At 67.3% G+C, this 19,769-nt stretch carries 14 protein-coding genes; 9 read left to right on the top strand and 5 right to left on the bottom strand.

The genetic code is table 11. The annotated features are described in order from the left end of the window. Positions 1-25: 25 nt before the first annotated feature. Positions 26-3,262: an FAD-binding and (Fe-S)-binding domain-containing protein gene (locus DFP85_RS17000; RefSeq protein ID WP_133637614.1), complete on the bottom strand. Its 3,237-nt coding sequence runs from the start codon at positions 3,260-3,262 to the stop codon at positions 26-28. Positions 3,263-3,477: 215 nt separating this feature from the next. Between DFP85_RS17000 and serS the strand changes: the two genes are divergently transcribed. After that, positions 3,478-4,755 carry a serine--tRNA ligase gene (gene serS / locus DFP85_RS17005; RefSeq protein ID WP_133637615.1) on the top strand — a complete coding sequence of 426 codons (1,278 nt, stop codon included), beginning with the start codon at positions 3,478-3,480 and terminating at the stop codon, positions 4,753-4,755. A 12-nt stretch (positions 4,756-4,767) separates the two neighbouring features. Here serS and DFP85_RS17010 read toward each other — a convergent pair whose 3' ends face one another. Beyond that, positions 4,768-5,550 (bottom strand): SIMPL domain-containing protein, encoded by a 783-nt coding sequence (locus tag DFP85_RS17010; RefSeq protein ID WP_133637616.1) that lies wholly within the window; start codon positions 5,548-5,550, stop codon positions 4,768-4,770. Between the two features lie 124 nt (positions 5,551-5,674). On the opposite strand from DFP85_RS17010, the gene DFP85_RS17015 reads away from it, so the two are divergent. Next, on the top strand, positions 5,675-6,769 hold the full coding sequence (locus tag DFP85_RS17015) for an AI-2E family transporter (RefSeq protein ID WP_133637617.1): 1,095 nt from the start codon (positions 5,675-5,677) through the stop codon (positions 6,767-6,769). 61 nt (positions 6,770-6,830) lie between these two features. On the opposite strand, the gene trxA is transcribed toward DFP85_RS17015, so the two are convergent. Further along, entirely contained in the window at positions 6,831-7,154 is a 324-nt protein-coding gene (gene trxA / locus DFP85_RS17020) for a thioredoxin (RefSeq protein ID WP_106229975.1), read from the bottom strand. A 233-nt stretch (positions 7,155-7,387) separates the two neighbouring features. On the opposite strand from trxA, the gene cysB reads away from it, so the two are divergent. After that, on the top strand, positions 7,388-8,359 hold the full coding sequence (cysB, locus tag DFP85_RS17025; RefSeq protein ID WP_133637618.1) for an HTH-type transcriptional regulator CysB: 972 nt from the start codon (positions 7,388-7,390) through the stop codon (positions 8,357-8,359). Between the two features lie 105 nt (positions 8,360-8,464). Here cysB and DFP85_RS17030 read toward each other — a convergent pair whose 3' ends face one another. Both DFP85_RS17030 and pabB read right to left on the bottom strand, forming a co-directional pair. Beyond that, positions 8,465-9,085 carry a phosphoadenosine phosphosulfate reductase domain-containing protein gene (locus DFP85_RS17030; protein WP_133637619.1) on the bottom strand — a complete coding sequence of 207 codons (621 nt, stop codon included), beginning with the start codon at positions 9,083-9,085 and terminating at the stop codon, positions 8,465-8,467. 94 nt (positions 9,086-9,179) lie between these two features. Continuing rightward, on the bottom strand, positions 9,180-10,571 hold the full coding sequence (gene pabB / locus DFP85_RS17035; protein ID WP_133637620.1) for an aminodeoxychorismate synthase component I: 1,392 nt from the start codon (positions 10,569-10,571) through the stop codon (positions 9,180-9,182). Positions 10,572-10,808: 237 nt separating this feature from the next. On the opposite strand from pabB, the gene DFP85_RS17040 reads away from it, so the two are divergent. The 6 genes from DFP85_RS17040 to prpD all read left to right on the top strand — a co-directional run bounded on the left by DFP85_RS17040 (position 10,809) and on the right by prpD (position 19,126). Further along, positions 10,809-11,522, top strand: coding sequence for a GntR family transcriptional regulator (locus tag DFP85_RS17040; protein ID WP_133637621.1), 714 nt, complete (start codon positions 10,809-10,811; stop codon positions 11,520-11,522). A 31-nt stretch (positions 11,523-11,553) separates the two neighbouring features. Further along, the gene (gene prpB / locus DFP85_RS17045) at positions 11,554-12,459 is read left to right on the top strand and encodes a methylisocitrate lyase (RefSeq protein WP_133637622.1); all 906 of its coding nucleotides are present in this window, start codon (positions 11,554-11,556) and stop codon (positions 12,457-12,459) included. A gap of 51 nt (positions 12,460-12,510) precedes the next feature. Continuing rightward, on the top strand, positions 12,511-13,638 hold the full coding sequence (gene prpC / locus DFP85_RS17050) for a bifunctional 2-methylcitrate synthase/citrate synthase (protein ID WP_133637623.1): 1,128 nt from the start codon (positions 12,511-12,513) through the stop codon (positions 13,636-13,638). A gap of 84 nt (positions 13,639-13,722) precedes the next feature. Beyond that, positions 13,723-16,347, top strand: a complete 2,625-nt coding sequence (acnD, locus tag DFP85_RS17055; protein WP_133637624.1) for a Fe/S-dependent 2-methylisocitrate dehydratase AcnD — start codon at positions 13,723-13,725, stop codon at positions 16,345-16,347. Then, a complete protein-coding gene (gene prpF, locus DFP85_RS17060; RefSeq protein ID WP_133637625.1) occupies positions 16,344-17,522 on the top strand; it encodes a 2-methylaconitate cis-trans isomerase PrpF in 1,179 nt (392 codons plus the stop codon). Before acnD ends, prpF begins: the two co-directional genes overlap by 4 nt. Positions 17,523-17,644: 122 nt before the next feature. Further along, complete coding sequence (gene prpD / locus DFP85_RS17065; protein WP_133637626.1) at positions 17,645-19,126, top strand: 2-methylcitrate dehydratase; 1,482 nt, start codon at positions 17,645-17,647, stop codon at positions 19,124-19,126. Positions 19,127-19,769 lie beyond the last annotated feature (643 nt).

Consider the following 19,769-nt stretch of genomic DNA (forward strand, 5'->3'; position numbering starts at 1 on the left):
CCGAGCCGGCGGGCGAGGGGTAGCGCTATCGGCGCTGCCTGAGCACCGCCAGCAGGGCCTGCAGCGGGTGGGGCAGGGCCTGGTCCGAGAAGCGTTTCACCTGGCTGCGACACGAGTAGCCGGTGGCCAGCAGCCGGCCGGCGCTGGCCTCGTCCTCCACCACCGGCTGCCAGGACTGGGCGTAGATGGTCCGGGAGGTCTCGCGGTTGCGCGACTCGTGGCCGTAGGTGCCCGACATGCCGCAGCAGCCGGTATTGACCAGCTCGAGCTCCAGGCCGAAGGCGGCGAAGACCAGCTGCCATGCCCTGGGGCTGCCCGGGGCGTTGGTCTTCTCGGTGCAGTGGGAGAGCAGCCGGTAGCCCGGGTCGTCGACGCCCAGGCCAGGGGGCGCCAGCCGGGCGGCCAGGGATGGAGACTGAGCCACCAGCCACTCCTGCAGCATCAGCACCTCGGGCACGGCGTCCGGCCCCAGCGCCCTCACGTACTCCTGGCGATAGGTCAGGGTCATGGCCGGGTCGATGCCGACCAGCGGCACGCCGAAGTCGGCCAGGGTCCTGAGGCGCCTGGCCTGCGTCTCGGCGGTACGCGCAAAGGCCCCCAGGAAGCCCTGGACATCCAGCGGCTTGCCGTTGGGCGTGTAGGGCGCGACGAAGACCCGCACGTCGAGGCGCGAGAGCAACTCGACGATATCCATCACCAGCCTGGCCTCGAAGTGACTGGTGAAGGCGTCCTGGACGAGCACCACGCTGCGCGCCTTCTGGGCATCGGTGAGCAGGCCGAGCGATGTCGGCGTCGCCTCCGCCACGCCCCAGGCGGCGAGCTGCTTCTTCAGGCTGGCGCGGGAGAGCTTCGGGCTGTCCACCAGGCCCAGCGGGCCGGCCAGCAGCCGGTCGACCAGGCGATTGCCCAGGGCGGCGTTGTAGAGCGGCGCCACCCGGGCCAGCGTCGGCACCAGGAACTCCATGCCACCCACCAGGTAGTCGCGCAGTGGGCGCAGGTAGCGGCCGTGGTAGACCTCGAGGAAGCGCGAGCGGGAGTCGGGGACATTGACCTTCACCGGGCACTGGCCGGCGCAGGACTTGCAGGCGAGACACCCCGCCATGGCGTCGTACACCTCGTGGGAGAAGTCCTTCTCGCCGCGCCGCCTGGCCAGGGTATTCCTGAGTCTCAACGGGAAGTCCCTGACGAATCCCCAGGCACCTTCTTCCTTCTTCTTCCTCGACTCCTCGACCAGGTCGATGCCGGCCTCGCCCTGCAGCCGCAGCCACTCGCGGATCAGGCTGGCGCGCCCCTTGGGCGAGTGTATCCGGTCGCGGGTGGCCTTCCAGGAGGGGCACATGGCGTCATCGGGGTCATAGTTGTAGCAGGCGCCGTTGCCGTTGCAGTAGACCGTGGCCGCGTGGGCGTGCCAGACCCGCTCATCGATCTGGCGGTCGAACTGGCCGCGGGTGGGGACGCCGTCGATGGTCAGCAGGTCGGGATCGACCCACTTGACCGTTTCCTCTTGATCAGAGGCGCTGGTTTGTGAGGCCTTACCCGCGGCATCGGGCGGGATGGAAAAAGCCGCGGCATCGGGCGGGATAGAAAGTGGCGAGGCGATCTTGCCGGGGTTGAGCTGATTGTTGGGGTCGAAGGCCGCCTTGACCCGCTGCAGGCTGGGGTAGAGCTCGCCGAAGAACGTCGGCGAGTACTCCGAGCGCACGCCCTTGCCGTGCTCGCCCCACAGCAGGCCGTGGTACTTCTTCGTCAGCGCGGCCACCTCGTCGGAGACCTCGCGGATCAGCCGCTCCTGGGCCGGGTCCTTCATGTCGATGGCCGGCCGCACGTGCAGCACCCCGGCATCCACATGGCCGAACATGCCGTAGGCGAGGCCCCGGGCGTCCAGGGCGGCACGGAACTCGGCGATGTAGTCGGCCAGGTGCTCCGGCGGGACGGCGGTGTCCTCGACGAAGGGGATCGGGCGCTTCTCGCCCTTGGCATTGCCCAGCAGGCCCACGGCGCGCTTGCGCATCCCATAGACCTTCTGGATCTGCTCGCGCCCCTCGGCCAGGGTATAGCCCAGGCGGGGCACGCTCGCATCGGCTTCCAGGTGGCGGCAGAAGGCGTCGACGCGATCATTCAGCCGCTCGGGGTCGTCGTCATTGAACTCCACCAGGTTGATACCGCGCACCGGCGTCTCGCCCGAAGGAAAGAATTCCGCCACGCTGTCCCAGACGAAGTCCTCCATGGCCAGCATCAGCACGGTGTCGTCCACCGTCTCGATGGAGGTGGGCCGCGCCTGCGGCTGACTGGATGAAGAGCCGAGCGCCCGCGGCTGATCTTGTGAAGAGCCCATCAGCGCCTTGGCATCGCGCAGGGCCTCCATGAAGCCGGCGTAGCGCACGTTGACCAGCGTCGAGTGCCTGGGGATCGGCAGCACGTTGAGCACCGCCTCGTCGAGCAGGCCCAGCGAGCCCTCCGAGCCGCACAGCAGGCTGTTGATGTCGAGGCGGCCCTCGGCGTCGCGAAGGTGCGCCAGGTCGTAGCCGGTCAGGCAGCGGTTGAGCGGCGGGAACTTCTCGGCGATCAGCTCGCCCTGGGTGTCGATGATCTCCCGGGCGGTGCGGTAGGCGCGGCCGGTAACGTCCTGGCGCTCGCATTGGCGCTCGAGCTCGGCGTCCTCCAGCGGGCGGCTCACCAGCCGCTCGCCGCCCAGCAGCAGGGTCTCGAGCTCGAGCACATGGTCGCGGGTCTTGCCGTACTCGCAGCTGCCCTGGCCGCTGGCGTCGGTTGCGATCATGCCGCCGATGGTGGCGCGGTTGGAGGTGGAGAGGTCCGGGGCGAAGAAGAGCCCATGGGGCCTCAACGCCGCATTGAGCTGGTCCTTGACCACGCCGGCCTGGACCCGCACCCGGCGCTTCTCCACGTCGATCTCGAGGATCGCGTTCATGTGCCGCGAGACATCCACCACCAGGCCGTCGGTGAGCGACTGGCCGTTGGTGCCGGTGCCGCCGCCGCGCGGGGTGAGCGCCACCTGGCGGTGCTCGTCACGGCCGGCCAGCCGGGCGATGCGCTCGAGGTCGGCGCCGTGCCTGGGATAGAGCACCGCCTGGGGCAGGCGCTGGTAGATGGAGTTGTCGGTGGCCAGCACCGTGCGGGCGGCATAGTCCGGGGCGATCTCGCCCTCGAAGCCCGCATCGCGCAGGGCGTCCAGGAAGCGCAGGTAGGGAGCGGCGAGGCCCTCGATGCGGCGCGAGTCGGCGGTATCCAGTCGTGCGATCATGGAACTCTTGTCTGGGGAGGAGAGAGTGGCGCTACTTTACCGCGAGAGGACGGTGCCGCGCATCCTGCCCCGGGCGAGCACGCCGCGGGGCAGGCGGCGACGCGTGGCACCGCTGAGGCCTTTTGCCTACAATGGTCGCCCTGTTTACCGAGGCCATTGCCGGCGCGCCCGGCCCTGGCGATCTCCCACGTCACGACTGCAACGGACTGGATGCCATGCTCGACCCCAAACTGCTGCGCAGCGACCTCGATGCGGTCGCCCAACGACTGGCCAAGCGGGGCTTCGTCCTCGACACCGACCGTCTCGAGGCGCTCGAATCCCGGCGGCGCGAGCTGCAGGCCAGGACCGAGTTCCTGCAGGCTGAACGCAACACCCGCTCCAAGGCGATCGGCAAGGCCAAGGCCCAGGGCGAGGACATCCAGCCGCTGCTCGACGAGGTCTCCAACCTGGGCAATGAGCTGGACTCCGCCAAGGCACGCCTGGCTAAGGTGCAAACCGAGTGGGACGAGGTGGTCAGCGGCCTGCCCAACCTGCCCCACGAGAGCGTGCCGGTGGGTGACAGCGAGGAAGAGAACGTCGAGCTCCACCGCTGGGGGACGCCGCCCGCGTTCGACTACAAGGTGCGCGACCATGTCGACCTGGGGGCGCTGAAGGGCCACCTGGACTTCGAGCTGGCGGCCAAGCTGACCGGGTCCCGCTTCGCGGTGATGCGTGGCCCCATCGCGCGACTGCATCGCGCGCTGACCCAGTTCATGCTCGACAAGCAGACCCTCGAGCATGGCTACGAGGAGTGCTATGTCCCCTACATGGTCAACGAGGCGTCGTTGCACGGCACCGGCCAGCTGCCGAAGTTCGGCGAGGACCTGTTTCGCCTCGACGACGAGCGCGGCTACCACCTGATCCCCACCGCCGAGGTGCCGCTGACCAACTTCGCCCGTGACGAGATCCTCGACCACCGGGCGCTGCCGATGAAGCTCACCGCCCACACGCCGTGCTTTCGCAGCGAGGCGGGCTCACACGGCCGCGACACCCGCGGCATGATCCGTCAGCACCAGTTCGACAAGGTGGAGATGGTGCAGCTGGTCGACCCGGCCACCAGCTACGAGGCCCTCGAGGAGATGCGCGGCCACGCCGAGGCGATCCTCCAGGCGCTGGAGCTGCCCTATCGCGTGGTAACGCTCTGTACCGGCGACATGGGCTTCGGTGCGGCCAAGACCTACGACCTGGAGGTGTGGCTGCCCAGCCAGGAGACCTACCGCGAGATCTCCTCGGTCTCCAACTGCGAGGATTTCCAGGCGCGGCGCATGCAGGCGCGCTTCCGCCACCCCGAGCAGAAGAAGCCGCAGCTGCTGCACACCCTCAATGGCTCCGGCCTGGCGGTGGGGCGCTGCCTGCTGGCGGTGATGGAGAACCACCAGCGCGCCGATGGCTCGATTGGCGTCCCCGAGGCGCTGCGCCCCTACATGGGCGGGGTCGACACCATCAACGCTTGATACCCCTCGGCGCTACCGGGCAATCTCCCAGCTGACGCTGACCCCCGCCTCGATGGTGATGGTGCCGGGACGGTACTCGGCCTGGGGCAGGCTCTCCCGGGCATCGGCACTCATGGCCATCATGCGCGGCTGGAAGATCGGCGAGCGGGTCTCGCTCACCGCGATCACCTCACCCAGGCCGATGCCCAGGGTCTCGGCCATCAGGGTGGCCTTGTGGCGGGCCTTCTCCAGCGCCTTGACCAGCGCCTCGTCGGTCGCGGCGTCGCGGTCGGCCAGGTCATAGCTCACGCCGTCCAGGGCATCCACGCCGGCCTCGGTCAGGGCATCGAGCAGCCCGGGGAGTTGCTCGAGGTCATCGAGCTGGAGATGAATGGGGCGCTCGAGGCGGGTGCGCACCAGGGTCTCGCGCTCGTCTTCCTCGAGCCGCTCGCCCGGCAGGTGCTCGGGTTGCACGTTCAGGGAGCCGGCGCGGATCGCCTCGCGCGCAAGACCCGCCCCCTCCAGGGCGCGAATCAGCTTGGCGGCCCGGGCTTCCAGTCGGTCGCGGGCCTCGCGCAGGGCATCCGGGGCGTTCGCGGTCGCCTCGTGCCGGGCGATGGCCGGCGTGCGTTCCCAGAGGCGAGCGCTGAGCGTGGCTCGGTCCGGCACCACCTGAAGCTCGGCCTCGGCCTGGACCTCCAGGCGCCGCGGGGTCTCCTCGGCGTGGGCGTGGGAGAGCATCGGCGGCGAGGCCGCGACCATCAGCGCGGCCAGGGCCGGCAAGAGCAGCGGGCGGAAGGGGCGGGCAATCGGCATGGCGTTCTCCTTGTGCATGGCGGGCACTGGCTTCGAGAACGCTGGCCGGGGATGGTTCCCGTCCTTTGCAATTGCCGGCCGCCCCGGCATCATGAAGGAATCTTCCACGGTCGCGAGTCCGGGCATGCCCCATCCCCAAGACAGCAAGCAGAGCACCATCCCCCTCAACCTGACCCTGGCACTGGCCGCCCTGGTGGTGATCATCGCGGGCATGCGGGCGGGCTCCAGCCTGCTGGTGCCGCTGCTGCTGGCGCTGTTCATCGCGGTCGTCTGCACCGCGCCCGTGCAGTGGCTGCACCGCCTCGGGCTGAGCACGCGGCTGGCCGTGTGGGTGACGCTGGTGGTGATCGGCGGCTTCCTCTCCCTGCTCGGCCTGCTGCTGGTCAACAGCTTCGGCACCTTCATCGATGCCTTGCCGGGCATCGAGCAGAAACTCTACCAGTACTACCTCGGGCTCCTCGATGGCCTGGCCGGGATGGGGCTTGCCATCGATACCAACCGGCTGGCCGAGCTGCTGGACGCCGAGCAGTTCGGCAACTGGATCCCGACGGTGCTCGGCGAGGTGGGCAACCTGATGATGCAGAGCGTCGTGGTGGCCCTGCTGGTGATGTTCCTGCTGTTCGAGACCCTCAACTTCCGCGACAAGGTCTCGCGTGCCCTGGTCAACCCCGCTCCGAGCCTGCGACGCTTCAACGAGTTCAGCCAGACCCTCAAGCGCTACCTGGCCGTGAAGACGCTGATCAGCCTGGCGACCGGCGCGCTGATCTGGGTGGCCTGCAAGCTGCTGGGGGTGGAGTTTCCGCTGCTGTGGGCGGTGCTGGCCTTCGCCCTCAACTATATTCCCAACATCGGCTCGGCCATCGCCGCGGTGCCGCCGGTCATGCTGCTGCTGGTCTCGCCGGAGGGCGGCGTGTTCGACGCCCTGATGCTTGCCGCGGCCTACCTGGGGGTCAACTTCGTGATGGGCAATATCGTCGAGCCCAGGGTGATGGGGCGGGCGCTGGGGCTCTCGACCTTCGTGGCCTTCCTGTCGCTGGTGGTGTGGGGCTGGATCTTCGGGGCGGTGGGGATGCTGCTCTCGGTGGTGCTGACCATGACCCTGAAGATCGCCCTGGACAGCCATCCCGAGACCCGCTGGATCGCACACCTGCTGGGGCCCGCGGACGGGGCGCCGGTCGCGAAGGCCGACCGCCCGATCTCGGAGCGTGACGAGGAGTAGGGGGCGAAACGACGTCGCCCCGGCATGGCCGGGGCGACGGGGAGGTGCGAGAGTCGCAGGATCAGGCGTTCTGGTCGATGAACTGGCTCAGCTGTGACTTCGACTGGGCGCCGACCAGGGAGGCGACCTTGGTGCCGGACTTGAACAGCATCACGGTCGGCACGCCGCGCACGCCCTGCTCGGCGGCGATCTCGGGGGCATCGTCCACGTTGATGCTGACGACCTTGAGGTTGCCGTTGCGCTCCTCGGCGACCTCGTCGACCACCGGTGCCATCACCTTGCAGGGACCACACCAGGGGGCCCAGAACTTCAGCAGGACCGGCGTGTCGGCCTTGAGGACTTCCTGCTCGAAGTTGGCATTGGTGACATCGACGTTGTTGGCCATGTGATTCTCCAGTTTCGTTGCGCTACATCGAGCGGATGGGGTGACATGCAGGGCATGCCCGGTCGGACGATGTTAGCGGTCGACCGAAGTGCTGGCAAATCTCCGCCCAGTGTCAGAGGGCAGGAAAGCGGTTGCACCTGCCCGGTCAGGTTATGCTATAAAGCGATCATGGATAATTTTCTTATGTCTTGCGGGTATTTTGAAGGCCCAGTGACACGCGAGGGAGGGCGGCCATGAAGCTACAACAGCTGCGCTACATCTGGGAGGTGTCGCGCCACAACCTCAACGTCTCGGCCACTGCCCAGAGTCTCTTTACCTCCCAGCCCGGCATCTCCAAGCAGATCCGCTTGCTGGAGGACGAGCTCGGCGTCGAGATCTTTGCCCGCAGCGGCAAGCACCTGACCCGCGTGACCCCTGCGGGGCAGGCGATCATCGAGCTGGCCGGCCAGGTGCTGAGGCTTGCCGAGAACATCAAGGAGGTCGCCCAGGAGCACAGCGACGAGCGTCGCGGCAGCCTGGCGATCGCCACCACCCACACCCAGGCGCGCTATGCGCTGCCGCCGGTGATCCGCGACTTCACCCAGAAGTATCCCGACGTGGCCCTTCACATGCAGCAGGGCACCCCCAAGCAGATCGCCCAGATGGTCAGCGATGGCCAGGCGGACTTCGCCATCGCCACCGAGTCCCTCGAGCTCTTCAACGACCTGGTGCTGCTGCCCTGCTATCGCTGGAACCGCTGCGTGCTGGTGCCCCAGGGTCATCCGCTGGCCGAGATGGAGACCCTGACGCTGGAGGCCCTGGCGGACTACCCGCTGGTCACCTACGTGTTCGGCTTCACCGGACGCTCCCAGCTCGACGATGCCTTCCGCGCCAAGGGGCTGACACCCAATGTGGTGCTCACCGCGGCCGATGCCGACGTCATCAAGACCTACGTGCGTCTGGGGATGGGGGTGGGCATCGTCGCCCACATGGCCGTGGATGCCGAGCACGACACCGACCTGGTGGCGGTGGAGGCCGGCCACCTCTTCGCGAGTTCCACCACCAAGATCGGGATCCGCCGCGGCACCTTCATGCGCGGCTACATGTATGACTTCCTGGAAGGCTTTGCCGGCCACCTGACGCGGGACCTGGTGGACGCGGCCCTTGCCGCCGGGCCCCGTCACGAGGAAGCGCTCTTCAAGGATATCGCGCTGCCCTCGCGCTGAGGACGGCTCTCTCGGCGACGCTTCTCGGCAATTCTCCTCGAGAACGCTGCTTTCCTGTCCCTGCCTGTCGCGGGCGGTCTCGCCCGCGACGTCATACCCTCGGCGTCAATGCTGCAGGTGCAGGCCGCACTCGCGCTTCTCCTCGACCTTGGTGGGGTCGAAGTAGTCGAAGTTGTTGGGCAGGTCGTTCTCCTGCAGGTAAAGATAGAGGTCGCGGGCCGTCCAGTGCAGCAGGGGGGAGACCTTCAAGAGACCATCGGCGTTGCGGCTCACCGGTGCCATGCGGGCGCGCTCGGGGGTGTCCTCGGCACGCAGGGCGGTGAACCAGACGTCCGGTGCCATCTCGCGCAGGGCCCGCTCGAAGGGTTCGAGCTTCACCTCCTGGGTAAAGGCCGCGTGGCGGGGATCCTCGATCCCGGGCGCAGGGCCTTCCAGTGCCTCGCGATGGGCCCGCGAGCGCCGCGGCAGGTAGCTCACCAGGTTGAGGCCCAGGCGCCGGATCAGCTCATCGGCGAAGTGGTAGGTGGCTTCTGTGTTATAGCCACTGTCCATCCACACGATCGGGATATCGGGCTGCTGGCGCGTGACCATATGCAGGATCACGGCCTCGAAAGGGCGGAAGTTGGTCGTGCAGATCGGCTTCTGCCCCTGATCCAGCGCCCAGCGGATCAGGGCCTCGGGGTCGTTGCCGAGTTCCCGGTTGATGACGTCGAGTTGCGGCTCCATGAGGGGGCTCCCGGGCAGGTGGTCTTGGGTCTCGGGCTACCCTAGCAGAGCCCGCGAGGCCTTCCCCAATACCGATTCATTGGATATCTATTCCTTAGCGAAGTAAGTATGCCGCACTCTTATTCCATAATGAATCAGGGCTGGCTGCCATCAGGGCCCGCATCAGGTGGCGGATCTTGTCCAGGGTCTCGGTGTACTCGTCCTCGCCACGGGAGTCGGCGACCAGGCCGCCCCCACCCCACAGGTGCAGCGCTTCGCCGTCGGCCACCACGCTGCGAATCGCGATGGAGGTGTCCATCTGGCCGCGAACGTCCACGTAGCCGAGGCTGCCGCAGTAGGCACTGCGACGGCTGGGCTCCAGCTCGTCGATGATCTGCATGGCCCGCACCTTGGGGGCGCCGGTGATGGAGCCGCCGGGGAAGGCGGCGGCGAGCAGGTCCATGGGTCGCTGCCCTGCCTCGAGTTCGCCGACGATCACGCTCACCAGGTGGTGCACGTTGGCGTAGCTCTCCAGGCCGCAGAGCTGGGGAACCCTTACGCTGCCGGGCCGGCACACCCGCCCCAGGTCATTGCGGAGCAGGTCGGTGATCATCACGTTCTCGGCCCGGTCCTTGAGGCTCTCGGCCAGCTCCCCGGCTAGCCGCCGGTCTTCCTCGGGGGTCTCGCCGCGTGGCCGCGTGCCCTTGATGGGGCGGGTCTCGACCCGGCCCTCCCGGCAGCGCAGGAAGCGCTCCGGGGAGAGCGAGAGGATGGCCTTGTCGTCCCACGCCAGGTAGCCGGCGAAGGGGGTGGGCGTGGCGTCGCGCAGGCTGCGGTAGGCCGCCCAGAGGTCACCCTCGAAGGGGGCGCTGAAGCGCTGGGCCAGGTTGATCTGGTAGCAGTCGCCGGCGCGGATGTAGTCCTGCACGGCGGCAAAGCGTGCCAGGTAGTCGTCGCGGCTGAGCTCGGCGGCGAAGGGGGCGGTGAGGCGGAAGGCTGCCGCGGGAGGCGCCGGCGCCTCGAGCCATTCGAGCACCTGGCGGCGCCGCGAGGCACTGCCCACCAACCAGCTCTGCCGGCCGTCGTGGTCCTGGATCAGCGCCCAGTCATAGAGGCCGACCCGGCTCGCCGGCAGCGTGACCGCCTGCCGGGCCTTTCCGGCCACCGGCTCGAGTCGCTGCCCGAGGTCGTAGCTCCAGTAGCCGATCAGCCCGCCGAGAAACGGCAGTTCGCTGTCCGGCACCTCGCAAGGCAGCCGGTCGAGAAGTGTCTGCTGGGCGGCGAAGGGGGGGAGACCCGCCAGGGCGGATTCACCCTGCACGCGCCCGGCGGCATCGACCTCGAGCAGCGCGAGGGGGTCGCAGCTGAGGATGTCGTAGCGGCCACCCGGCGCCGTCGGGCGACCACTGTCGAGCAGTACGGCACCGGGCCTGTGGCGCAGGGCCGCGAAGTAGCTCAGCGGATCCTCGCGGTAGGGCAGGGGGGTGATCTCGATCGGTGGCGTCATTGCGGCGTCTTCCCGGAACAGGCGCCCCATTCTAGGCCTCGAGAGCCGGCTTGTCCCTCCCGCCGGCGTCCCGGTCGACGTTAGGCCCATTCCTCGCTGACGTCATTGTCGACATTGCCGGTGGTGGGTCGCAGGTTGTCTACAACCAAAGGTTAACCCCTTCCGTCCAGCCGGGCTGTTGACCCCGGGGGAGGCAGTGTCTAAAGTTCTTCCATCACTCGATTGTCGACAATTGCCATGAACACAGCCGCACCGGAACAGGTCACCAACCCCGAAGTCCGCACCCTGGCGGAACGGGTCTTCCAGCAACTGCAGGATGCCATCGTCAGGGGAGAGCTGGCACCGGGCAGCAAGATCACCGAGCCGGGACTGTCCCGGGACTACGGGATCTCTCGCGGGCCGCTCAGGGAGGCCATGCGCCGCCTGGAAGCGCATCGCCTTATCGAGCGGGTGCCCCATGTCGGGGCCCGGGTGGTCAAGCTCTCCATGAAGGAGCTGCTCGAGCTCTTCGACGTGCGCGAGGCGCTGGAGAGCATGGCGGCACGGCTCGCCGCCGAGCACATGACCGCCGGGGAAATCGCCGGACTGCGTGAGGTGCTGGCCATGCACGAGCGCCAGGCCGATCTCAAGAAGGGCGAGGCCTACTTCCAGCGCGAGGGTGACCTGGACTTCCACTTCCGGATCGTCCAGGGCAGCCACAACAAGATGCTGATGGGCTTGCTCTGCGATGACCTCTACTACCTGGTGAGGCTCTACCGGACCCAGTTCAGCGCCAGTGGTACTCGCCCCCAGCGCGCCTTCGTCGAACACCACCGCATCGTCGACGCCATCGAGGCCGGCGACGCGGAGCTGGCCGAGCTGCTGATGCGCCGCCACGTCAGCGCTTCCCGGGCCAATGTGGCCGACCGCTACGCCGCCACTCTCAAGCAGGAAGCCGAGGCGACCACCTGAGGCCGACCCGGACAACACTAGGAGACCCAGCATGACCCAGCAGACCCCCGGTGCGCGCTTCCGCGCCGCCCTCGAGGCCCATCGCCCGCTGCCCATCGTCGGCACCATCAATGCCTACACCGCCATGATGGCCGAGCGGGTGGGCCACCAGGCCATCTACCTCTCCGGCGGCGGCGTGGCCAACGCCTCCTTCGGCCTGCCGGACCTCGGCATGACCACCATGAACGACGTGGTCGAGGATGCCCATCGCATCTGCGGCGCCACCGAGGTACCGCTGCTGGTGGACATCGACACCGGCTGGGGTGGCGCCTTCAACATCGCTCGCACCGTCAAGGAGATGCAGCGCGCCGGCGTGGCCGCCGTCCACCTCGAGGATCAGGTGGCCCAGAAGCGCTGTGGCCATCGTCCCAACAAGGCGATTGTCTCCCAGGAGGAGATGGTGGACCGCGTCAAGGCCGCTGCGGATGCGCGCCTCGACCCCGACTTCTACCTGATCGCGCGCACCGATGCCTTCCAGAAGGATGGCCTGGATGCCGCCATCGAGCGGGCCAACGCCTGCATCGAGGCCGGCGCCGATGCCATCTTCGCCGAGGCCGTGCACACCCTCGATGACTACAAGGCGTTCTGCGAGCGCGTCGATGCGCCGATCCTTGCCAACATCACCGAGTTCGGCGCTACCCCGCTGTTCACCCAGCAGGAGCTGGGCGAGGTGGGTTGCCGCATGGTGCTCTACCCGCTCTCTGCCTTCCGCGCCATGAATGCGGCGGCCCTCAAGGTCTACCAGAGCATCCATGACAAGGGCCACCAGAAGGACGTGGTGGAGCTCATGCAGACCCGCGACGAGCTCTACGACTTCCTCAACTACCACGACTTCGAGCGCAAGCTCGACGCCTTATTTGCCGAAAACCAGCTCGCGGAGAAGGGCGGCGAGGCGTAACGCTGCCGGACCGTCAATTCCGACAAGAAACGACTCACAAGGAGACACCACATGGCAGACAAACCCGTCAGCAGCAGCGGCCTGCGCGGCCAGAGCGCCGGGACCACGGCCCTGTGCACCGTCGGCAAGACCGGCTCGGGCCTGACCTATCGCGGCTTCGACGTCAAGGAACTGGCCGAGAAGGCGAAGTTCGAGGAAGTGGCCTACCTGCTGCTCAAGGGCAAGTTGCCCAACCAGGCCGAGCTCGATGCCTACATCACCAAGCTCAAGGGCCTGCGCGGCCTGCCTGACGCGCTCAAGACCGTACTCGAGCAGATTCCCAGGGACGCCCATCCCATGGACGTGATGCGTACCGGCGCCTCCATGCTGGGCAACCTGGAAACCGAGGAGAGCTTCGACGAGCAGCAGGACGTCTCCGACCGCCTGCTCGCCGTGCTGCCGTCGATCATCTGCTACTGGTATCGCTTCAGCCACGATGGCGTGCGCATCGAGACCGAGACCGATGACGAGTCGGTGGGCGGGCACTTCCTGCACCTGCTACGCGACGAGCCGGCCTCCGAGCTGCATGCCCGGGTGATGAACGTCTCGCTGATCCTCTATGCCGAGCACGAGTTCAACGCCTCGACCTTCACCGCCCGTGTCTGTGCCTCGACCCTGTCCGACATGCACTCCTGCGTGACCGGCGCCATCGGCTCGCTGCGCGGCCCGCTGCATGGCGGCGCCAACGAGGCGGCCATGGCGATGATCGAGGACTGGCAGTCGCCGGAGGAGGCCGAGCGCGAGATCATGGGCATGCTCGAGCGCAAGGACAAGATCATGGGCTTCGGCCACGCGATCTATCGCGAGTCCGACCCGCGCAACGCCATCATCAAGCACTGGTCCAGGAAGTTGTCCGAGGACGTGGGCGACAGCGTGCTCTATCCGGTCTCCGAGCGCGTCGAAGAAGTGATGTGGCGCGAGAAGAAGCTGTTCTGCAACGCCGACTTCTTCCACGCCAGCGCCTACCACTTCATGGACATCCCCACCAAGCTGTTCACCCCGATCTTCGTCTGTTCGCGGGTCACCGGCTGGTGTGCCCATGTCTTCGAGCAGCGCGCCAACAACCGCATCATTCGCCCGAGCGCCGACTACGTCGGTCCGGAGAAGAGCGAGTGGGTGCCGATCGAGCAGCGCGACTGATCGATCGACACCACCGGACGACCCTTCGAGGTCGTCCGGTCTTCTCCGCCCTCGCCCCGACGCCTGCAAGAGATCCCTCACGCCATGAATACCGACTACCGTAAACCGCTTCCCGGCACCGAGCTGGACTACTTCGACGTGCGTGCGGCCGTCGAGGCGATCCAGCCCGGTGCCTATGACACCCTTCCCTACACCTCGCGGGTGCTGGCCGAACAGCTGGTGCGCCGCTGCGAGCCGGAGATGCTCACCGACGCCCTCAAGCAGCTGATCGAGCGTCGCCGCGACCTGGACTTCCCCTGGTACCCGGCCCGGGTGGTCTGCCACGACATCCTCGGCCAGACGGCACTCGTCGACCTGGCCGGCCTGCGCGACGCCATCGCCGAGCAGGGCGGCGATCCCGCCAAGGTCAACCCGGTGGTGCCGACCCAGCTGATCGTCGACCACTCCCTGGCCGTGGAGCATGCCGGCTTCGAGTCCGACGCCTTCGACAAGAACCGCGCCATCGAGGATCGTCGCAACGAGGATCGCTTCCACTTCATCGAGTGGACCAAGACCGCCTTCGAGAACGTCGACGTGATCCCCGCCGGCAACGGCATCATGCATCAGATCAACCTGGAGAAGATGTCGCCGGTGGTGCAGGCGCGCGATGGCGTGGCCTTCCCCGATACCTGCGTGGGCACCGACAGCCATACCCCGCATATCGACTGCCTGGGCGTGATCGCCATCGGCGTCGGCGGCCTGGAGGCCGAGACCGTGATGCTGGGGCGCCCCTCCATGATGCGCCTGCCCGATATCGTCGGCGTGGAGCTGACCGGCAAGCCCAGGCCCGGCATCACCGCCACCGATATCGTGCTGGCGATCACCGAGTTCCTGCGCCGCGAGCGCGTGGTTGGGGCGTATCTGGAGTTCTTCGGCGAGGGGGCCAAGAGCCTGACCATCGGCGACCGCGCCACCATCTCCAACATGACCCCGGAGTATGGCGCCTCGGCAGCGATGTTCTATATCGACGAGCAGACCATCGACTACCTCACGCTGACCGGCCGTGAGTCGGAGCAGGTGGAGCTGGTCGAGACCTACGCCAAGCAGACTGGCCTGTGGGCCGACAGCCTGACGCAGGCCCAGTACGAACGGGTGCTGACCTTCGACCTGTCCAGCGTGGAGCGCAACCTGGCGGGCCCCTCCAACCCGCACCGTCGCCTGCCCACCAGCGCCCTGCACGAGCGCGGCATTGCCGTCGACTACGACAAGGCCCAGGCGGAGGAGAAGGCGGGCCATATGCCCGATGGTGCGGTGATCATCGCCGCCATCACCAGCTGCACCAACACCTCCAATCCGCGCAACGTGGTAGGCGCCGCCCTGCTGGCCAAGAAGGCCAATGAACTGGGCCTGACGCGCAAGCCCTGGGTGAAGTCCTCCTTCGCGCCGGGTTCGAAGGTCGCGCGGCTCTATCTGGAGGAGGCCGGCCTGCTGCCGGAGCTGGAGAAGCTCGGCTTCGGTATTGTCGCCTACGCCTGCACCACCTGTAACGGCATGTCCGGTGCCCTGGATCCCAAGATCCAGCAGGAGATCATCGACCGCGATCTCTATGCCACCGCGGTGCTCTCCGGCAACCGCAACTTCGATGGCCGCATCCACCCCTATGCCAAGCAGGCCTTCCTGGCCTCGCCGGCGCTGGTGGTGGCCTACGCCATCGCCGGTACCGTGCGCTTCGACATCGAGAAGGACGTGCTGGGTACCGATCACGACGGCAACCCGGTGACCCTCAAGGACCTGTGGCCCTCCGACGAGGAGATTGATGCCATCGTCGGCGAGTTCGTCAAGCCGGAGCAGTTCAAGCAGGTCTATATCCCGATGTTCGACCTGGACGCCGCGGAGAAGGCCGAGAGCCCGCTCTACGACTGGCGTCCGCAGAGCACCTACATCCGCCGCCCGCCTTACTGGGAGGGCAACATGGCGGCCGTGCGTGCGCTCAAGGGCATGCGGCCGCTGGCGATCCTGCCGGACAACATCACCACCGACCACCTGTCGCCGTCCAACGCCATCATGATGGACAGCGCGGCCGGCGAGTACCTGCACAAGATGGGCCTGCCGGAGGAGGACTTCAACTCCTACGCCACCCACCGCGGCGACCACCTGACGGCCCTGCGGGCCACCCTGGCCAACCCCAAGCTCTTCAACGAGATGGTGCGGGACGAGAACGGCGAGGTGAGGCAGGGGTCGCTGGCGCGCATCGAGCCGGAGGGCCAGGTGACCCGCATGTGGGAGGCCATCGAGACCTACATGGAGCGCAAGCAGCCGCTGATCGTCATCGCTGGTGCCGACTACGGCCAGGGGTCGTCGCGTGACTGGGCGGCCAAGGGCGTGGCGCTGGCCGGGGTCGAGGCGATCGTCGCCGAGGGCTTCGAGCGCATCCATCGCACCAACCTGATCGGCATGGGCGTGATGCCCCTGCAGTTCCGGGAAGGCACCACCCGCCACACCCTGCAGCTCGACGGCACCGAGACCTATGACGTCGAGGGCAAGCCGGCTCCGGGCGCGACCCTGGAGCTTGTCATCCACCGCAAGACCGGCGAGGTCGATCGCGTGCCGGTGACCTGCCGGCTGGATACCGCCGAGGAGGTGACGGTCTACTCCGCCGGTGGCGTGCTGCAGCGCTTTGCCAAGGACTTCCTGGAAGGTGTGGGGAGTGAGGAGGTGGCGAGCGCATGAGCCAGCAACCCCAGATCAGGATTCCCGCCACCTATATGCGTGGCGGCACCAGCAAGGGCGTCTTCTTCAAGCTGACCGACCTGCCTGAGGCCGCGCAGGTGCCGGGCGAGGCCCGTGATCGCCTGCTGATGCGGGTGATCGGCAGCCCCGACCCCTACCAGAAGCAGATCGACGGCATGGGCGGCGCTACCTCCAGCACCAGCAAGACGGTGATCCTGAGCCGGAGCGAGAGTCCCGAGCACGACGTGGACTACCTCTTCGGCCAGGTCTCCATCGACAAGGCCTTCGTCGACTGGAGCGGCAACTGCGGCAACCTCTCCGCGGCGGTGGGGCCCTTCGCGATCAGCAACGGCCTGGTGGACCCGGCGCGGATCCCGGAGAACGGCGAGGCCGAGGTGCGTATCTGGCAGGCCAATATCGGCAAGACCATCGTCTCACGGGTGCCCATCACCGACGGCCAGGTGCAGGAGACCGGCGACTTCGAACTGGACGGGGTGACCTTCCCGGCCGCCGAGGTGCCGGTGGCCTTCAAGGACCCGGCGGACGGTGAGGGCGCCATCTTCCCCACCGGCAACCTGGTGGATGACCTGGAAGTGCCGGGCGTGGGCACCCTCAAGGCGACCATGATCAATGCCGGCATCCCGACCGTCTTCCTGAATGCCGACGAGCTCGGTTATACCGGGAGCGAATTGCAGGAGGCGATCAACGGCGACGCCAAGGCGCTGGAGATGTTCGAGACCATCCGCGCCCACGGGGCGGTGAAGATGGGGCTGATCGCCGACGTCAGCGAGGCCGCGGCTCGCCAGCATACCCCCAAGGTGGCCTTCGTGGCGCCGCCGGCCGACTACCTCGCCTCCAGCGGCAAGCAGGTCAAGGCCGATGAGGTCGACCTGCTGGTGCGGGCGCTCTCCATGGGCAAGCTGCACCACGCCATGATGGGCACCGCGGCGGTGGCCATCGCCTCGGCCGCTGCCATCGAGGGCACCCTGGTCAATCTGGCCGCCGGTGGCGGCAAGCGCAACGCGGTGACCTTCGGCCACCCCTCCGGCACCCTGCGGGTCGGCGCCGAGGCCAGCCTGGTGGACGGCCGCTGGGTGATCGACCAGGCGGTGATGAGCCGCAGCGCTCGGGTGCTGATGGAGGGCTGGGTGCGCGTCCCCGGCGACAGCTTCTAGGGTCTGCCAGGTGCTGGGTCCTCTGAAGGAAAAGACGCCCCGGGTCCCAGGACCCGGGGCGTCTTCTATAGTGATGGTCACGCATCAAGGGTGTGTGCTCGACAAGGCGACAGGAGAAGCAGATGAGTACCGTGGAAGCCAACGTGCGGCCGGACGATGACGTCGAGCTGCAGAAGATCGCCGACTATGTCCTCGGCTTCGAGATCGAGAGCGGCGAGGCGCTGGACACCGCCCGCCACTGCCTGATGGACACCCTGGGGTGCGGCCTGCTGGCGCTGCGCTTCCCGGAGTGCACCAAGCACCTCGGGCCACTGGTCGAGGGCACCGTGGTGCCCCACGGGGCGCGGGTACCGGGTACCTCGTTCCGACTGGATCCCGTCAAGGCGGCCTGGGACATCGGGGCCATCATCCGCTGGCTCGACTACAACGATACCTGGCTCGCCGCCGAATGGGGTCACCCCTCCGACAACCTGGGGGGAATCCTGGCCATCGCCGATCACCTCTCCCAGAAGCGGCTGGCCCAGGGGGAGTCGCCACTGACCATGCGCGAGGTGCTGGAAGCCATGGTCATGGCCCACGAGATCCAGGGTGTGCTGGCGCTGGACAACTCCTTCAACCGCGTGGGCCTCGATCACGTGGTGCTGGTCAAGGTGGCCTCGACCGCGGTGGTGGCCAAGTTGATGGGCGCCGATCGCGAGCAGCTGCTCTCGGCGCTTTCCCATGCCTGGGTCGATGGCCAGAGCCTGCGGACCTACCGTCATGCCCCCAATGCCGGTTCCCGCAAGAGCTGGGCGGCGGGTGACGCCACCTCGAGGGCGGTGCGCCTGGCCGATATCGCCATGCGCGGGGAGATGGGTATCCCCGGGGTGCTCTCCGCCCCGCAGTGGGGGTTCTACGACATCCTCTTCAGCCATACCAACCGGGATCTGGCCCTGAAGCCCGAAGCGCAGCGCAAGTTCACCTTCCAGCGTGAGCTTGGCAGCTACGTGATGGAGAACATCCTCTTCAAGATCTCCTTCCCGGCCGAGTTCCACGCCCAGACGGCCTGCGAGGCCGCCGTCACCCTCCATCCCGAGGTCAGGGATCGTCTGGACGAGATCGACCGCATCGTATTGACCACCCACGATTCGGCGATACGCATCATCTCCAAGGAGGGGGCGCTAGCCAATCCGGCAGACCGCGACCACTGCCTGCAGTACATGACCGCCGTGCCGCTGATCTTCGGCAGCTTGACCGCCGAGCACTACGAGGACGACTTCCACGAGGCGAACCCGCGCATCGATGTGTTACGCGGCAAGATGGAGGTGGTCGAGGATGAGGCCTACTCGCGGGACTACTACGACCCCGAGAAGCGCTCCATCGCCAATGCCATCCAGGTCTTCTTCAAGGACGGCAGTGCCACCGAGAAGGTCGAGGTCGAATACCCGGTGGGCCATCGTCGCCGTCGGGCGGAGGGGATTCCGCTGCTGGTCGACAAGTTCCGGCGCAACCTGGCGACCCGTTTCCCGGCGGGCCGCTGCGAGACGATCATGGCCCTGTGCGGGGAGCAGGCGCGCCTGGAGCGTACCCCGGTGAACCGCTTTGTCGACCTCTTCGTGATCTGAGCAACTGCGGGTCTTGTCGTCGCGCGGCGAGGAGTGGCCTCACGGGTTGAACCACGGTCCCTGGGCATGCCCCCAGGGCCGCGGGAAACACGCCGACGAGCGATATGGCGCGGCTGTCAAAGCTGGGCTATATTTTTCTGACGCAAAGGGGTTGCGCGATCCGGCTTCAGATCGTAAAGTACGCATCCGCTGCCGGCGACGGGCACACGTTGCAGGCGGTGAAAAGTGGTAGAAGTGCTTGTTTTCATTTGGGTTTTTCCGAGAGGTTCCGGAAAATTCCCGCTTGACGAACTCGCCGCATTCGGTAGAATGCATGCCGCTCGTGACAGGGACCCGCCAAGGGCTCTATCGGCACTTGCGTCGCTCCGGCGGCACGAGAGTTGGTCACCCGCTTCGCTTCTTCGGAACGCCTCGCAGGGTTGACAACGACAGCCGGTCACGTAGAATACGCCTTCCTCGCAGGGCGCCGGCGAGACCGCCGCTTCATCAGAAGCAGCCGGGCACGACGGCAACAGCGAGACGCTCCCCTCTCCTCGAGAGCTCGGAGCCGCTCTTTAACAATCGATCAGGTAATTCATGTGGGCGCTTGTCGGGATGTCGGTGACCAGTCACTGAAACATTCAAGGCAAGCGACTCGTCAAAG

Origin of the sequence: Halomonas ventosae (assembly GCF_004363555.1) — a bacterium.
In the GTDB taxonomy this organism is placed as follows: domain Bacteria; phylum Pseudomonadota; class Gammaproteobacteria; order Pseudomonadales; family Halomonadaceae; genus Halomonas; species Halomonas ventosae.

What these genes read in the sequence shown, in the direction of transcription:
- DFP85_RS17000 (WP_133637614.1), bottom strand. Translation starts at nt 3,262, where the DNA reads ATGATCGCACGACTGGATACCGCCGACTCGCGCCGCATCGAGGGCCTC.
- serS (WP_133637615.1), top strand. Translation starts at nt 3,478, where the DNA reads ATGCTCGACCCCAAACTGCTGCGCAGCGACCTCGATGCGGTCGCCCAA.
- DFP85_RS17010 (WP_133637616.1), bottom strand. Translation starts at nt 5,550, where the DNA reads ATGCCGATTGCCCGCCCCTTCCGCCCGCTGCTCTTGCCGGCCCTGGCC.
- DFP85_RS17015 (WP_133637617.1), top strand. Translation starts at nt 5,675, where the DNA reads ATGCCCCATCCCCAAGACAGCAAGCAGAGCACCATCCCCCTCAACCTG.
- trxA (WP_106229975.1), bottom strand. Translation starts at nt 7,154, where the DNA reads ATGGCCAACAACGTCGATGTCACCAATGCCAACTTCGAGCAGGAAGTC.
- cysB (WP_133637618.1), top strand. Translation starts at nt 7,388, where the DNA reads ATGAAGCTACAACAGCTGCGCTACATCTGGGAGGTGTCGCGCCACAAC.
- DFP85_RS17030 (WP_133637619.1), bottom strand. Translation starts at nt 9,085, where the DNA reads ATGGAGCCGCAACTCGACGTCATCAACCGGGAACTCGGCAACGACCCC.
- pabB (WP_133637620.1), bottom strand. Translation starts at nt 10,571, where the DNA reads ATGACGCCACCGATCGAGATCACCCCCCTGCCCTACCGCGAGGATCCG.
- DFP85_RS17040 (WP_133637621.1), top strand. Translation starts at nt 10,809, where the DNA reads ATGAACACAGCCGCACCGGAACAGGTCACCAACCCCGAAGTCCGCACC.
- prpB (WP_133637622.1), top strand. Translation starts at nt 11,554, where the DNA reads ATGACCCAGCAGACCCCCGGTGCGCGCTTCCGCGCCGCCCTCGAGGCC.
- prpC (WP_133637623.1), top strand. Translation starts at nt 12,511, where the DNA reads ATGGCAGACAAACCCGTCAGCAGCAGCGGCCTGCGCGGCCAGAGCGCC.
- acnD (WP_133637624.1), top strand. Translation starts at nt 13,723, where the DNA reads ATGAATACCGACTACCGTAAACCGCTTCCCGGCACCGAGCTGGACTAC.
- prpF (WP_133637625.1), top strand. Translation starts at nt 16,344, where the DNA reads ATGAGCCAGCAACCCCAGATCAGGATTCCCGCCACCTATATGCGTGGC.
- prpD (WP_133637626.1), top strand. Translation starts at nt 17,645, where the DNA reads ATGAGTACCGTGGAAGCCAACGTGCGGCCGGACGATGACGTCGAGCTG.